This is a genomic window from Salipiger sp. ABF4_146 (assembly GCF_056161345.1).
The window spans coordinates 177,921-192,862 of the sequence record NZ_JBSWYX010000006.1; the positions used below are offsets into that span (position 1 = coordinate 177,921).

Below are 14,942 nucleotides of genomic sequence, written 5' to 3' on the forward strand. Positions count from 1 at the left end.
TTACGGGCTTGCCGAGCGCAAATCAATCGTCCGCCTCAGTCATCCAGCGCGATCGGCCCAAGCGTGTCGAAGACATCGCCCGGACCGGGGTTCTCCGGCGCGCAGTGCCCGCCGAAATGCGTCATGATCCCCCAGACTGCGTTGAGCGCGGTCTGCACCGCGCCTTCGACCCAGGCCGGGGTCCAGCTGATGCCGTCTCCCGCCAGGAAAACACCGCGTTCCGCCGCAGGCATGCCGCCTTGCATGAAGTGGCGGTACATGCGGTGATTGTAGCGGTAGTGGCCCGGCAGGGCGCCCTTGAAGGCCCCAAGGAAATGCTCGTCGGCCTCCCAGCTGACCGAGATCGGTTGGCCGATGATGTGGCTCGCAATATCGACGCCGGGGTAGATCTGCGCCAGCGCGTCCAGAGCCAATTCCACCCGCTTTTCAGTGCCATGCGGCAGCAACTTCAGGGCGTCGGTCATCCATGAGTAGCTCAGGCAGATCACCGCCGGCTTGTCGGGGCCATTGTCGAACAGATAAGTGCCGCGGGTGATCCGGTCGGTCAGCGTCATCGACAGCGGGAAGCGCCCGGTCTCGGGATCGCGCTCGTTCCAGAATGGCCGGTCGACCATCACAAAGACCTTGTTGGCCTGCATGTAGCGGGTTCGGTCGAGCGCCATCCAGAGCTTCTGGTCGAACAGCCGCTCTTCGGTGCGGATCGCGGTGGTCAGCAGGTGGGTCTGCGCGGTCACCAGCACCGCCTCGAAGGCCTCGCTGCGGCCCCAGCGGTCGGTGACCTCGATCCATTGTTCGTCGCGGCGCTTGATAGCGCAGGCGCCCGAGCGGGTGGCGCCGCCATTGAGCTGCGCCAGCGTGGTGCCAGCGGGCCAGTGCACGCAGTCGTCCGGCGCGTGACGCCAGAGCTGCTGCGGCATCTGCTCGACTCCGCCTTCGACGTATTCCTGATTGTCGTCCAGTTCGCACAGGTTGACTCGGAGGATCTCCAGCATCGAGTTGGGGAAATCGCTGTCCCAGCCACCGGTGCCGAAGCCGACCTGGCCAAACACCTCGCGGTGCCGGAAGCTCAGCGCTTTGAAGGCGCTGGAGGAGGCGACGAAATCGTAGAAGGTCTTCTCGTCCCACTCGTGCACCAGCGGGTTCCACAGCTCTTTGACGCGGGCGGCGTCGCGGTTGCGGATGGCATCCTTCAGCGCCGTGTAGCTGGCGCTTTCCTCAAGCGCGGCGTCATAGGCGCGGGCGACCTCGGCGAAGAGCGGCGGCAAATCTGAAGCCGTCTCGGCGTAATGCGTGTCGCCCTCGAGATCGATCACCGTCGACGGTGAGGCGGGCGTCAGCGGGTTGGGGAAAGGGCGTGTCTTCAGGCCAAGCTTGCCAAGATAGTGGTAAAAGCCCGCCGAGGATTTGGGAAAGCGCATCCCGCCCAGTTCGGCAATGATGCCGTCGGTGCCGTCGAACGGCTCCGAGCGCAGGCGCCCGCCGATGCGGCCCGCCTCGAAGATCACCGGGTGCAGCCCCATGCGCATCAGCTCATAGGCGGCGACCATGCCTGCGGCACCGGCCCCGATGACCGCGACCCTGCGTCCGCGCGCTTCGGGTGGCAGGCTGCCCATTCCGGCGGGATGGGTCAGCCAGTCATCGTAGGCGAAGGGAAAGTCGGGGCCGAAGGCGGTCAGCGGAGCGGTCATCAGTCAGTAGTCCCCGGCGGCCTTGTCGCAGATCTCGGCGTCGGTCAGCGCGGCGGCATCTGCCGCCTCGGCGCGTTTGACGTTTTCGAAGGTGGTCAGCAGCGGCGCCGGGAACCAGCCTTTCACGGCCTCACTCTGGGCCATCAGATCAAGCGCCGCCTCAAGGGTTTCGGGCAACCGTGCCAACCCCTTCTCGGCGCGTTCTTCGCTCGAAAGCGCCTCCGGATCGCCCGCATGCACGCGCGGCTCGAGGCCGCGTTCGATGCCGTCGAGCCCGGCGCGCACCAGCGCGGCCAGTGCCAGATAGGGGTTCGCGGTGGCGTCGGCGGCGCGGTATTCGACGTTGAACTGCTTGGCCGGATCCTTGCCGCCGATCTCGACGGTGGGGCAGATGCGCAGGCTCGCCTCGCGGTCGCGCTCGGAGAGCCAAGTCCATGCCGAGGACCAGTTGTGCGGCTTCAGGCGCAGGTAGGACGAGGGCGCAGCGGCGGTCAGCGCCAGCAGCGCCGGCATATGCTCAACGATGCCCGCGCAGAAGGCACCTGCGGCCTGCGACAGCCGGCCCGGGCGCGCGGCGTCGAAGGTCACCGGGTTGCCCGCTTCGTCGAGGAAGCTGAAGTGGATGTGCACGCCATTGCCGACGGCATCCGGCGCGGTTTTCGGCGCGAACGTCGCGCGCCATCCGGCAAGACGGGCCATCTCGCGGGTGATCTTGCGGATTGCGACGCAGCGGTCGGCGGCGGTCAGCGCGTCGATCGGGCCGGAGGTGACCTCGTACTGGTTCTCGCCGTATTCGGCGATCAGCACCTCGGGGTCGATCCCTGCATCCTCGAGCGCGGCGAAATACTGCCCGGCAAAGGGTTCGGCGCGGCGCATCGCCTGATAGGAGAAGACATGCGCTGGGGCCCAATCGGCGCCGAGGATCTGGAACTCCTGCTCGAAGCTGGCGATCAGCGTGAGGCCAGTGGCGGCCTTGAATGCGTCCAGCGCCGCGATCAGCGCGCTGCGGGCGCAGCCGGACCAAGGCGTGCCGTCGAGCTCGGTGATATTGCCCATCACCATGTCGAAGGGCGTCGGTGCGCCGGTCAGTTCGGTGGAAAAGCGGGCGTCGGGGTCGGGCAGCAGGCGCAGGTCGCCGGAGGAGCCCCAGATGTCGGCGTCGATGATGTGCCCGTCGGGCTTCAGCGACAGGTTCGCGGGCACCCAGCCGACGCCGGTCTGCCCCATGCGCGCGATGCGGGGGGCGGGCACGAAGCGGCCGCGCGTGATCGCGGTAAGGTCGGTGGTGACGACGGCGGCAAGGTTGGTGGCGGTCGGGGTGGTCATTGGGGTCCTTCCTTGCGGTCAGTTGGCCATCGCCGCGAGGCGGGCGCAGATGTCATCGGTGGTGCCTTCGAAGCAATACCCGCCGAAGGCGCTCAGCGCGGTCTCGTGGCGCTCGGCGGTGGCGGCCATGCAGGCATCGGTAGCGACGTAGACGCTGTAGCTGCGGTCGGCGGCATCGCGCACCGCCATGTCGACGCATTGATCGGTCATCACGCCGCAGACGATCAACTGCTTCACTCCGAGGTTCTTGAGCAGGTAGTCGATATTGGTCGAGTTGAACACGCCCGAAGAGGTCTTCGGCAGCAGGATCTCGTCACCCTCCGGCATCAGCGAGGGGACGGGCAGCGCCCGGTCATCGGATTTCGCCAGATGGATCGGCGTCATCTTGTGATCGAGCGAGCGGTCGCGGCCATCTTCGGTGAGGCTCTGGATGATCGTGTGCAGCACCTCGACCCCCGCGGCGCGGGCGGCGGCGATCAGTTTCTCGCACGCCGGGATCGTTACCTGCTCGACGGCATCGTAGAACTCATCCTTCGGGCCGCCGCCAGCCTCGTGGCCGGCATAGGCGCGGTCGAGCCAGATACGCTGCATGTCAACCAGCAGCAGGCCGGTCTCGCCGGGAACGAAGGCGGCATCGCGCGCGGGGAGGGTCATGGTCATGTCCTTGCAAGCTCAGTCTCGGCCACCCCGCACCAGTCGAGGATGGCGGCGGCGAAGACCTTTGTGGTTTCTCGGATGGAGGCCACGTCGGCCCATTCGTCGGCGGCGTGCTGGTTGGCTCCGGCCGGACCGTAGCGCAGCGCCGTGACGCCGGCGGCGGCGTAATGCGCGCCATCGGTCACGCCGATCGAGCCGCGCAGCGGTGTGTCCTGCCCGGTCAGCGTGCGGCGGCTGTTGCGGATCGCGCCGACCAGCGGATGGTCGGGGCTGGTGTTCATCGGCGGGAACTGCAGGCCGTAGAGCTTCCAGTCAACCGTGATCGGATGCGCCCGGAGCCACGGGTCCGAGGCGCAGAAACCGGCGACGAAGGCCTCGAAATCGGCGCGCACCTCGGTCGACGTCTGATCGGGCATGAATTTCATATCGATGTCGATCACCGCGACGTCGGGGGTGATGCCGGGGTTGTTCATGATTTGCGGCAGCCCATCCGGCCCCATGCCCGCACCGATCTGCACGTTGCCGACGCCGAAATGGTTCACCCCGGCAGGCATCAGCGGATGCGAATGGGTGCGGGCCACGGCGGCCTCGTAATCGCGCAGCGCGGCAAGAAAGCGGGTGGCGATGTCGGCGGCGCTGATCGGGTCGGGCGCGCCTTTCTGATCGTGCGGCTGCGGCCAGTAGCCCTTGTACCGATAGGCCGAATGACCCTGCCGTCCACGGATGGTCACGCGCAGCCATTCCAGCCCGCCCTGACACAGGTGCAGTTCGCCCTGTGCCGGCTCGGCGATGATCGCGGCGGCGGCGGTCTCGCCCTGCTCGACCGCCGAGATCGCGCCAAAACCGCCAGCTTCTTCGTCGACCACGGAATGCAGCGCGACCTGTCCGCGCAGACGCACGCCCGCTTTGCGCACGGCGCGCATCGCAGCAACGCAGCAGGCCAGCCCGGCCTTCATGTCCATTGCGCCGCGCCCCAGAACGCGCCCGTCGCGGATTTCGCCACAGAACGGATCGTAACTCCATTCCCCGGCATCGCCCACCGGTACGACGTCGATATGGCCGCACAGGATCAGCGAGCGTTCAGGCTCTCCGGCCTCGGTCTTGGCTACGAGGTTGGGACGGCCCGGCAGCGCGTCCCACTGGCGGCAGTCAAGCCCGAGCGCGGTCAGTTCGCGCTCCAGCAGTGCCTGCACCTCGGCTTCACGGCCTGCGATGTCGACGCCGGCGGTGCCTGCGGGGAACTTGGGGTTCACCGAGGGAATGCGCACCAGCTGCGCCGCCAGTTCAACCGACCAGTCGGGCTCGGCGTCGAGCACGGCCCAGACCTTGTCCCGCGCGGCCTGCTGGCTGTCGGGGCTGGACGTGGCGATGTCGGTTGTCTGGCTCAAACTGGGGTCCTTCAGGGCGTGCCGCCCCCGCCGCGCGCGGGATTGCGGCAACTATGAACGCGCTGCGCCTCATGTCAATAATCTTTCAGAAATACGACAGGCAGATAAAATTTAGGTTGCATTACATTCTGCGCGGCGTGTTACTGCCCGGTGAATTATCTGGAGACCCGCCCATGACACAGACAGCACAGGCGTCCGCGCCAAGAGCGCAGGCGAATCCCGCCGAGGCTTGGCCCGCGCCCTGCACCGTCATGAACGAGGGCGGAACCTCCGACTGGCTGCTGGTGTGCGAACACGCGTCGTCCTACATGCCCGAGGAATTTCAGCGCCTTGGCCTGCCAGAGCACCAGCGCCGGGCGCATGTCGCGTGGGACCCGGGCGCGGCGGATCTGACCCGCGCGCTGGCGCAGCGATTGAATGCCGAGGCCGCGCTGGCCAATTATTCGCGGCTGCTGATCGACCTCAATCGCCCGCTGGACATGCCCAGCCTGATCCCGCAGCGCTCCGAAGACATCGAGGTGCCGGGCAACCAAGGGCTGACGGAGAGCGCCCGCGCCGAGCGCATCGACCGCATTCACCGCCTATTTCATGAGCGCCTTGCGGCGATCCTCGACCGGCGGCAGGCCGAGGGTCGGCGCACGCGGATCCTTGCGGTGCACAGTTTCACGCCGGTTTACCATGGCGAGACCCGGCCCTGGCACTTGGGCGTGCTGGCCGGCGAGTCGCGGGCGCTTGCCGAGGAATTCGTCAGCAAGACACGCCTTCACACCCCCGGCCTCTGCGTCGCGCTGGACGAACCCTACGCGGTCGGAGATGGTGACGACTACGCGATTCCGATCCATGGCGACGCCCGCGGGAACGACGCCCTGTTGCTGGAATTGCGCAATGATACCCTGGCGGCACCGGCAGCGATCGACGCCTGGACAGATGTAATCGCCGACGTGCTTGCGCAGATCTGAGGCCGGATCATGGGCGCGGATGAGTGCGGTGGCGCGCAAGGAGACGACCGCATGAGCATTCGCGATCTGCTGACGCGCGAAGAGATCAGCCTGACCCCGGCCGAGGCGCGCATCGCGCAGGTTCTGCTGAACGACTACCCGACGTCCGGGCTCGGCACCGCGAGCAGCCTTGCGAAACGGGCGAGCGTGTCGGACCCGACGGTGATCCGCCTTGTGGTCAAGCTCGGCTTCGACGGCTTTCCCGACTTTCAGGCCAGCCTGCTGAGCGAGGTCGAGGACCGGCTGCGCTCGCCGCTGTCGATGATGGACAGCCGCGCCACCGGGGGGTCGGACAGCCCGGCCGACAGCTATCTTGCCTCGGCGCGCGATGCGGTCGGCGACACGGCGGGGCTAACGCCGCAGCGCTCCTACGAGAAGGCGGCGCGGCTGATCACCGAAAGCCGCAGCGTGCTGGCCATCGGCGGGCGGTTCTCGCGGTTCCTCGCGGGGATGCTCGTGCAGCACCTCGAACAGTTCCGCCCCGGCGTCAGTTGGATGCCGCAGGTGACGCAGAGCAGCTTTGACCGTCTTGTTGACCTTGGGCGGCGCGATCTTGTGCTGGCGTTCGACTACCGGCGTTATCAGACCGATGTGAACAGCTTTGTCAGTCAGGCAGCAGAAGCAGGGGCGCGGGTGGTGTTGTTCACCGACCGTTGGCAGAGCCCGCTGGCCGCCAAGGCAGACGTCAGCCTTGTCTGCCCGGTGGAGGTGCAGTCGCCCTACGACACGATGGCCCCGGCGCTGGCGCAGATAGAGGCGCTGGTCGCCCAGATGCTGACCAGCGAGGACCCGCAGCGCCGCCGCCGCATCGAGCAGATCGAGGCATTCCGCGCCGCCAACCGGGTCACCGACCCGAGCTGATGGGGCCTTGGCGGGGGTCTTGGTGGGGGCTCACCCCGCTGCGTCTTCGTCCTCGTCCTTGATCTCCAGAGAGAACCGCACCCCTTCGGCAGCAAGACCGCCGCCGAGGCCGGTGACCGTGCCGTCGGCGCGCCAGCAACACGCCCCCTCCATGCTACCGTCGTCGTGGAAGCGGATGGCGTTAAGGCCGCCGCCCACCAGCTTCACTTTCTTCACCTCGTTGCCACGCGCTTCCAGGTCGGGTGCGAGGTGGTGGAAGGCGGGCTCTAGCTCGATGTCCTGCCCCTGCGACCACACGCGGGGGGCCTCCACCGCCTCCTGCAGGTCCATGCCGTGATCGACAACGTTGAGGATTGCCTGCATCACCGAAGGAAAGATGCGTGTGCCGCCGGGCTGGCCGAGGGCAAGGAACGGCTTGCCGCCTTTCGTCAGGATAAGCGGTGCCATCGAGGTTGGGACCCGCTTGCCGGGCACCACAGAGAGTGCCTTGCCGGGGCGCGGGTCGAAATTCCAGTTGTAGTTGTTGGGGATGATCCCGGTACCGGGCACCACGAATTTCGCGCCGAAGAGTCCGTTGATGGTGAAGGTCGCGCTGACGATCAGCCCATCCGCGTCGGCGACGGTGATATGGGTGGTGTCGCGGCTCTCGCGGCCGGCGCGGTCGGGCATCTGCGGATCGCTGGCCTCCAGATCGGCGAGACACGCCTGTGCGTAGTCGTCCGAGATCAGCCGCGCCACCGGCACATCGACAAAGCGTGGGTCGCCGCTGTAGCGGTTGCGGTCGACGAAGGTGCGCCGCATGACCTGTCCCAGCAGGTGCGCGCGTTCGGCGCTGCCGAAGCCCATGCCCGCAAGGTCGAACTGCGACAGCATGTTGAGCATCTGCGGGACATGTACGCCCGAGGACGCCGGGGGCGGCGGGCCGTAGACGTCGAAGCCGCGGTAGCTGCCGCGGATCGGCTCGAGGATCTGGGGCGCGTAGTCGGTCAGGTCAGCCTCGGTCAGATGCGCCGCGGGCAGGGGGCCTTGGGCGAGCGTCTCGATCAGCGCCTTGCCGAGCGCACCGCCGTAGAGCGCCGCGGCGCCCTGCTCGGCGATAAGCTCGAGCGATCGGGCGTAGTCCTCCTGCACCAGCCGGTCGCCGTGGCGCAGCGCGCGGCCACCGGGCATGAAGATGCGGGCGAACTCGGGGTCCACCTCGCCCTCGACATAGGCGAGGCTGTCTTGCAACGCCCCGGCAAGGTAGTGCGTCGCGACAAAGCCGCGGCGGGCGTGGCGGATGGCCGGCTGCACCAGATCGGCAAACGGCAGGCGGCCATGGCGCGCGTGCATCCTCGCCCAAGCGGCAAGGCTGCCCGGCACCGCCACGGCGGCGCGGCCGACATCGTTGCGCCGTCCGGCGGTTTCCATGTAGCGCGCTGGCTCGTCCGAAACGGGCGTGAACATCTCAGGCTCGGCGGCGGAGCCGGCGCAGGAGAGCCCCTCGATGATCTCATGGCTGCCGTCCGGCAGGCGCAACTGCGCAAGGCCGCCGCCGCAGATGCCCACCATCATCGGCTCGACCACGGTCAGCGTCAGCAGCGTGGCGACCGCCGCGTCCACCGCGTTGCCGCCCGCCGACAGCATTTCGGACCCGGCAGCCGCGGCCAGCGGGTGGTTCGCCGTGACAAGGCCACCGCGGGCCCGCACCGGATGCTTGGTTGTTTTCACACGGTAGGTTTGCGGGGTCATCCGGGGCCTCGATGCTGCGAAATAAGGTGCTGCCGTTTAGACTGCGCAATGACGGCGATCGCAATCGTGGATGCCGGGCGCGCGCAGAGAATTTGCTTTCTGCGTGCCGCCTTTTTCCGCTGCGCGCCATCGCGCCGGGCAGGGCGGCACGCATGTCTGGCACGGTGGGGTGGAACGTGGTGAACCTCGTCTTCGAAGGGGGCCTGCCGCGCAAGGGTCTGTACGGCCCGAAAACGCCGACCGCACAGGAGCCCGCCCGATGACCGACAGTCTCTCCGCTTGTTCGCAGGATACCCGGCAGGTCGCGTGCGCCGCGTGGCTCGAAGACACCAACGAGGTGACCCGCACCTTCCTCAACGCCGGCAGCATTCCGGGGCTGATCAACCTCGGCGGCGGGCTGCCCGATCCTGTGACCTATCCTGCCGAGGCGCTGGCCGAGCTGGCGCATACGGCTGTGCTCGATCATCCCGCAGAAAGCCTCGCCTATGCCCCGATCGAGGGGCTGCCGGCGCTGCGGGCCGCGATCGCCACGCGCTACAGCCGTGGACCGCTAAAGCTGGGGCCGGAGAACGTGTTGGTGACCTCGGGCGGCATGCAGGCCCTCGATCTACTCGGCAAGCTGTTCATTGACCGCGGCGACGTGTTGGCCGCGCAGTCACCGACCTATCTTGGTGCACTTGATGCCTGGCGACCGCGCTACCCATCTTACCGACCGTTGGAAATGGCGCAGCTTGGCGAACCGGGTGCGCTCGAAGGCGCGCGCTTTGCCTATACCGTGCCGAATTTCTCGAACCCGACCGGCGCGCTGGTTGATACCGCCACGCGCGGCGCCCTCGTCGCCGATGCCCGGGCCGCCGGCACGCCGCTGGTCGAGGATGATCCCTATGGCGCGCTTTACTACGATGGGGCCGCTTTGCCGCGGATGATCGAACTGGACGCCAAGGCAAACGGCTCGGCCCGCGCCGATGGGCTCTACGATGGTCCGGTGATCTACCTTGGCACGGTGTCCAAGGAACTGGCACCGGGGCTGCGCACCGGGTGGATGATCGCCGCGCCCGAGATCATCTCGGCGGGGACCGTGGTCAAGCAGGGGTCGGACCTGGCCACCTCAAGCCTGTCGCAACGCATCGTCGCCTCGGCGATGACCGGAGGGCTGATGGACGTCGCCGTGGCGCGTAGCCTCGACACCTACCGTCCTCGCCGCGACGCTTTGTGCGACGCGCTCGAGCGGCACCTTGCGGGCGTTTTTACCTGGACCCGGCCCGTCGGTGGCATGTTCGTCTGGATCACCGCGACCGATCCGACATTGGACACCGACCGGCTGATGAAGGTCGGTCTTGATCATGGCGTCTGCATCTCGCCGAGTTCGGTCTTCGACCCCATGGGCCGGAACCGCAGAGGCGCGCGGCTCAACTTCACCGCCAACACGCCCGAGAAGCTGGAAGAGGCGGTGCGTCGCCTCGCGGGCGCCGTCGCGGACCTCAGGGGGGCCTGAAAACCGCTCGGGTGCCCTCGCTGTGAGGGAGGCCGAGGTCGTGAGGCAAGAAGCGGGGGTTCATGCAATCGCCTGACGCCCCGATTGGCCGCGCGATGGCGGGCCGTCCCGCGTGAAAAGTGGAGTGCGCAACGGCCTTCGCGTCCAGTCTACAGGCCTATGATAAAAGGGGCCGGCGCGTTGGCACCGGTCCCTCGCATGTCGCGCTCCAGCACCCTCAGGCGCGCGCAAGGCCCGCGCTGCGCTCGCGGAAGATCGCGATCGCCAGTGCCGCGCCCACCAGTGCCGCTGCGCCGAAGACCATGAAGGCCATGTGGAAGCCGCCCACCTTGATCAGCGGCTGTGTCAGGATGGGCGAGATGAACTGACCTATGAAGAGGCTGAAGGTCAGCGCCCCCGAGGCCTTGCCGTGATGCCGCATCGGCACCGCGTCCAATGTGGAGTTCAGCAACGTCGGCACGATCAGGCCCGGCCCCATGCCCACGAGTAGCGAGGCTGCCGCAATCATCGGCACCAGCGTGACGTAGCTCATCAGCAGAAACCCGGCGGCCAGCATGAGAAAGCCCGCGGCCAGCACGCCGCCGCGACCAAGGACTCCGCGCAGCTTCGGGTAGATCATGGCCACCGCACCGGCGGCAAAGGTCACGCAGACCATCATCATCGCGGCGGTGCTTGGGTCTGTGTGGCCAAGCTCTCCGAGATAGAAAGCGATCTGTGTCGGCAGGATGTAGAAGGTGGCGAAAGTCAGCCCCAGCAGAAGCAGTGCCAGCGCCAACACCATCTGCCAGCCGTCCTGCCCCTGCGCGGTCGGATGGCTGCCGTCTTCGTGAGAATGACTCTTGGGCTCTTCGAGGCAGACGTAGAGGATCGGCAGGTACAGCAGGCCCGCCAGATAGAGTGCGAAAGGATAAAAGGCTGAATGGTTGGCCAGTTGCCCCGCCACCGCGATGAAGATCAGCCCGCCGAAGTTGATGAAGGTCATTTGCAGGCCCATGAATCTGCCGCGTTCGGCCCCGTGGAAATACTGCGCGACCAGCGCGGTCATCGCGGTCATCAGCATGGCAACGCCCACGCCGAGGATCAGGCGGGTCCCCAGCAGCAGAGGCAGGGAAGGGGCCCAGAGCCCGGCGCTGCCCGCGAGGCCGAAGAGCGCTGCGCCGGTGATCAGCATGGGTTTGCGGCCCACGCGATCGACGAAGAGCCCCGCGAAGGGCGCGATCACGGCGACGGTCAGCGACGGCGCGGTGATCAGCAGACGGGTCAGCAGGTCGGCATTGGGAGTTGCGGCGAAATACGCCCCGATCCCCGGCAGGCCGGGGCTGATAATGGCATTGGACATGACCGTCAGCGTGGCAGCAAGCAGCAACGCGACGGCGCGACGGTCCTTCAGAAGAGAACCCATGGGAGGCACCTGTACATACGGGGAGGAATTACAATTTACAAAATCTGTAACTTGTAAGAAGAAGACAATCAAGTGCGCTGCCAGAGGAGAGGGCCAGGGCGATGCCGCGAACGGGACTTGCCCCCGAAGAACTGAAACGACGTGCGGTCGAGGTGGCCAACCTGCGCATCAAGTCGGCTGGCTACAGCAAGCTGCGGGTGACGGATATCGCGGCTGAACTCGGCGTCAGCCATGCCGCGCTCTATGCGCACTTCTCCGGCAAGGCAGAGATCCTTGATGCGGTTGTGGGGCACTGGCTGGACATGGCGCACGAGGAATTGCGCGCCGCCGTCACAGGCCCCGGCACTCCGGAGGAACGGCTCGAAACATGGCTGATCCAGCGGCTGCGCCTGAAACGCGCGGCGGCGGTGAAGGACCCCGAACTTTACGAGGCCTATTGCCAAGCCACCGACCGGCTGCGCGACGTGGTGCAGCGCTACAAGGACATCTGGCGCGATCAGATGGCGATGCTGCTGCTTCAGGCGATCCCCGACCTGAAAGACCCCATTTATGCGGCCCGGCTGGTGCAATCTGCGATGTACGGCTTCCATCATCCCCGACTGGTCTTGGAATACCTCGAGACCGACTCTGAAGAGGTCGAAACCCGCCTGAGAGATGTGCTTCACACGCTGATCGCAGGGCTGCGCAGTACTGTCTGACCGGGGCTCGCGCCCCTGTGTCCGGCAAAACCCATGTTTCCCGTGCGCGGAGACGACTTGTCGCCCTATGCTTATTTTGACGCCCGATAGGGCCACACGCAGATTGCAGGACCTCTAGTCGAAAATATGCACGAAGCCTTGCACCATCAGATCGCGGCAGACGGGATCGAAGCTTTGGCGCTCCGCTCGGACCGGAGTTTTCCGCGCCACAGCCACGACGAGTTTGGCTTCGGCTATCTCGTCTCGGGCGGTCAGGACAGTTGGAGCGGGCGGGGGCTGGTCGAGGCCGGGCCGGGCGACGTGATCACCGTGAACCCGGGCGAGATGCACGATGGTCGGGGGCGTCCCGGCGCGCCGCGCCACTGGCGGATGCTGTTTTTGACCCCAGAGGCGCTGTCTCGTTTCGGCGATATGGCGGCGGCAAGTGTGGAATGGCGCGATCCGGTGATCTCGCATGCCCCGACACGCGGCGCCGTGGCGCAGGCCTTTGCGGCGGTGGCGGCAGAGCATCCGGATCAAGCCGGGCTTGAGGAGGCGCTATTTGTCGCGATCCGGAGCCTTCGCGGAGATCGCCCGGTCGACATGGGACCCTCGCGCGGGCAGGCGTCTTCCAAATCGGTTGCGCGGGTGCTTGATCTGATCGCACAGAACTGGGGCGCATCGCTTTCGCTGTCGGATTTCGCGGCGGAAGCCGGAATGAGCCGTTACGCTTTCCTGCGTCGGTTTTCGCGGGAGGTGGGCGCCACACCGCATGCTTATCTGACCCAACATCGGGTGAAACGTGCGCGTTCGGCAATCGCCGCGGGCCTGCCGATCGCAGAGGCGGCGCTGGCGGCCGGCTTTGCCGACCAGAGCCATCTGACCCGAGCGTTCGCGCGACAGTTCGGCCTCCCGCCCGGACGGTTCAGGGCAGCCACTGGCACCTAAAGGCAATTTTCTTCAAGCCGCGCCACGCTGCGATGCTCTATCCCTCAGGCATCCGCAATGCAGCGATGAGGGTGCGATGCGCTTTTCCGGTTCACTTAGAAGTTCATGCGTCCCGCAGGGGACAGCGGCCCACGCGGTGTCGGGACGCGCGGGGGCGGCAACAGATATCGCCGCACAGGAGGCTTGAGCATGGACTCAGCTTTCCTTCTGACCTCGCTGATCGTCGTGCTCGCGCCCGGCAGCGGGGTTCTCTACACGCTGGCCATCGGGCTCTCTCAGGGCAGGCGGGCAAGCGTCGTGGCGGCTGCTGGCTGCACCTTGGGAATCCTGCCTGCGATGCTTGCAGCGATCCTCGGGCTCGCCGCGCTGCTGCAAACAAGTGTGCTGGCATTCGAGATCTTCCGGGTCGCCGGCGCGCTTTACCTGCTCTGGATGGCTTGGGCCGTGGTGCGTGAGAAAGGCGCGTTGGACATAGCGCCAGAGCACCGCCAGAAGCCTCTGAGACGGGTGGCGCTGACCGGGTTCGCCCTCAACATCCTCAACCCGAAGCTCGCGGTGTTCTTTCTTGCCTTCCTGCCGCAGTTCGTGCCCGCCGAGGCGTCTGAGCCGGTCGTCCATATGCTCGCGCTCAGCGCGGTCTTCATGGCGATGACCTTCGTCGTCTTCGTGGGCTACGGCGCGCTTGCCGCGCAGGTCCGCGGCCATGTTGCCTCGCGCCCGGCAGTGATGACCTGGCTGCGCGGCGGCTTTGCGGGCGCTTTCGCGCTGCTCGCCGCCAAGCTTGCTTTCACGCCAGACTGATCAGGCAGCAGAGCCGTTGTCGGATCACAGTGCTTGAGCGCTCTGGCCGCCTTGCTGCGGGCATAGGTGCAGGTCATTGAACCGGCAAAGTAATTGCCTTGGCAAGAGTATCACCTTTGCACTTGCACTTAGTTGCAAAATATCACGCGACCGGCATCACACCCGCTTGGGCCCGCTTTTGAATAACGAAAGCGAGACTGAATAACGATTATGGCGAAAGAGCATGGTCCCACGGGAGCCGTCCGGCTGCGCCCCCGCCAGCAGGGGGCGCGGCTGGCGGGGGCTCACCACTCTGCGGTCTCACGCACCTTCAGCGACCGGGCGAGCGTATCGGAGCGCACCCGTGCCAAGGTGATGGCGGCGGCCAAGGACCTGAATGATCACGTCATTCAATTGGCCCGCGGCATCTCAAAGGATGAGAGCCGCCCGGTCGGCCTGCTGGCCTCGAACCTGACCCAGTCCTACCATGGCCAGTTGCCTCGAGGCGGGTCAGAAGGTGATCTGATCAACCGAGGCGAGACCTGCCCGGGCGTGCACCACGTACAGTTCGACGATCGCACCGCGATGGAAGACTCGGTTCACATGCTGCTGCGCGCAGGGTGTCGAGCCCATCGTGTGGCGTGCGCCGGGAAGCGGCGCCGAAGACGGGCCGGCTGCGGCGCGCAGCCTGTTTGCCGGGCGCGAACGTCCGGACGGGCTTTTCTGCATCACCGACCTCGTCGCCTGTGGCCTGATCGATGCGGTCCGGCAGGACTTGCGGATTGCGGCGCCGCAGGACCTGTGCGTCATCGGGTTCGACAACATACCGGCGTCGAACTGGCTTGGCTACGGGGTGACCAGATCGGCCCGCTTGGAGAACATCTGCGGCAGGCTGAAGACCTGGCGGCGCATCGCGACATGGTATGGGCGCTGCCCAGAGACCGGTTTCTCAGAGAGCGCGATCGCGTTGGGCATCATCTTCTAGCGTGGC

14 protein-coding genes are annotated in these 14,942 nt (G+C 66.6%); 8 read left to right on the plus strand and 6 right to left on the minus strand.

What is annotated here, in order from left to right; all coding sequences use genetic code 11:
• Window positions 1-35: 35 nt before the first annotated feature.
• The 4 genes from ACXAJT_RS10800 to ACXAJT_RS10815 are packed head-to-tail and all read right to left on the minus strand — an operon-like array spanning window position 36 to window position 5,059.
• Window positions 36-1,688, minus strand: a complete 1,653-nt coding sequence (locus tag ACXAJT_RS10800) for a flavin monoamine oxidase family protein (RefSeq protein WP_475235177.1) — start codon at window positions 1,686-1,688, stop codon at window positions 36-38.
• Window positions 1,689-1,691: 3 nt separating this feature from the next.
• Window positions 1,692-3,014 (minus strand): type I glutamate--ammonia ligase, encoded by a 1,323-nt coding sequence (locus ACXAJT_RS10805; protein WP_475235180.1) that lies wholly within the window; start codon window positions 3,012-3,014, stop codon window positions 1,692-1,694.
• 18 nt (window positions 3,015-3,032) lie between these two features.
• A complete protein-coding gene (locus tag ACXAJT_RS10810) occupies window positions 3,033-3,668 on the minus strand; it encodes a cysteine hydrolase family protein (protein WP_475235183.1) in 636 nt (211 codons plus the stop codon).
• Window positions 3,669-3,670: 2 nt separating this feature from the next.
• On the minus strand, window positions 3,671-5,059 hold the full coding sequence (locus ACXAJT_RS10815) for a M20 family metallopeptidase (RefSeq protein ID WP_475235184.1): 1,389 nt from the start codon (window positions 5,057-5,059) through the stop codon (window positions 3,671-3,673).
• 173 nt (window positions 5,060-5,232) lie between these two features.
• Here ACXAJT_RS10815 and ACXAJT_RS10820 point away from each other — a divergent pair, with 173 nt between their 5' ends.
• Window positions 5,233-6,018 (plus strand): N-formylglutamate amidohydrolase, encoded by a 786-nt coding sequence (locus ACXAJT_RS10820; protein WP_475235188.1) that lies wholly within the window; start codon window positions 5,233-5,235, stop codon window positions 6,016-6,018.
• Between the two features lie 51 nt (window positions 6,019-6,069).
• A complete protein-coding gene (locus ACXAJT_RS10825) occupies window positions 6,070-6,918 on the plus strand; it encodes a MurR/RpiR family transcriptional regulator (RefSeq protein WP_475235191.1) in 849 nt (282 codons plus the stop codon).
• A gap of 30 nt (window positions 6,919-6,948) precedes the next feature.
• Here ACXAJT_RS10825 and ggt read toward each other — a convergent pair whose 3' ends face one another.
• On the minus strand, window positions 6,949-8,649 hold the full coding sequence (gene ggt / locus ACXAJT_RS10830; RefSeq protein ID WP_475235192.1) for a gamma-glutamyltransferase: 1,701 nt from the start codon (window positions 8,647-8,649) through the stop codon (window positions 6,949-6,951).
• 11 nt (window positions 8,650-8,660) lie between these two features.
• Between ggt and ACXAJT_RS10835 the strand changes: the two genes are divergently transcribed.
• The gene (locus tag ACXAJT_RS10835) at window positions 8,661-8,912 is read left to right on the plus strand and encodes a hypothetical protein (protein WP_475235194.1); all 252 of its coding nucleotides are present in this window, start codon (window positions 8,661-8,663) and stop codon (window positions 8,910-8,912) included.
• Window positions 8,909-10,144, plus strand: a complete 1,236-nt coding sequence (locus tag ACXAJT_RS10840; RefSeq protein ID WP_475235198.1) for an aminotransferase-like domain-containing protein — start codon at window positions 8,909-8,911, stop codon at window positions 10,142-10,144. Before ACXAJT_RS10835 ends, ACXAJT_RS10840 begins: the two co-directional genes overlap by 4 nt.
• Window positions 10,145-10,361: 217 nt before the next feature.
• Here the strand turns inward: ACXAJT_RS10840 and ACXAJT_RS10845 are convergent, their stop codons facing one another.
• A complete protein-coding gene (locus ACXAJT_RS10845; RefSeq protein ID WP_475235199.1) occupies window positions 10,362-11,546 on the minus strand; it encodes an MFS transporter in 1,185 nt (394 codons plus the stop codon).
• A gap of 101 nt (window positions 11,547-11,647) precedes the next feature.
• Here ACXAJT_RS10845 and ACXAJT_RS10850 point away from each other — a divergent pair, with 101 nt between their 5' ends.
• From ACXAJT_RS10850 to ACXAJT_RS10865, 4 genes are all read left to right on the plus strand, one after another.
• Entirely contained in the window at window positions 11,648-12,244 is a 597-nt protein-coding gene (locus tag ACXAJT_RS10850; protein WP_475235200.1) for a TetR/AcrR family transcriptional regulator, read from the plus strand.
• Window positions 12,245-12,370: 126 nt separating this feature from the next.
• The gene (locus tag ACXAJT_RS10855) at window positions 12,371-13,171 is read left to right on the plus strand and encodes a helix-turn-helix domain-containing protein (RefSeq protein ID WP_475235201.1); all 801 of its coding nucleotides are present in this window, start codon (window positions 12,371-12,373) and stop codon (window positions 13,169-13,171) included.
• 189 nt (window positions 13,172-13,360) lie between these two features.
• A complete protein-coding gene (locus ACXAJT_RS10860) occupies window positions 13,361-13,972 on the plus strand; it encodes a LysE family translocator (RefSeq protein ID WP_475235202.1) in 612 nt (203 codons plus the stop codon).
• Between the two features lie 553 nt (window positions 13,973-14,525).
• Window positions 14,526-14,936 (plus strand): substrate-binding domain-containing protein, encoded by a 411-nt coding sequence (locus tag ACXAJT_RS10865; protein ID WP_475235354.1) that lies wholly within the window; start codon window positions 14,526-14,528, stop codon window positions 14,934-14,936.
• Window positions 14,937-14,942 lie beyond the last annotated feature (6 nt).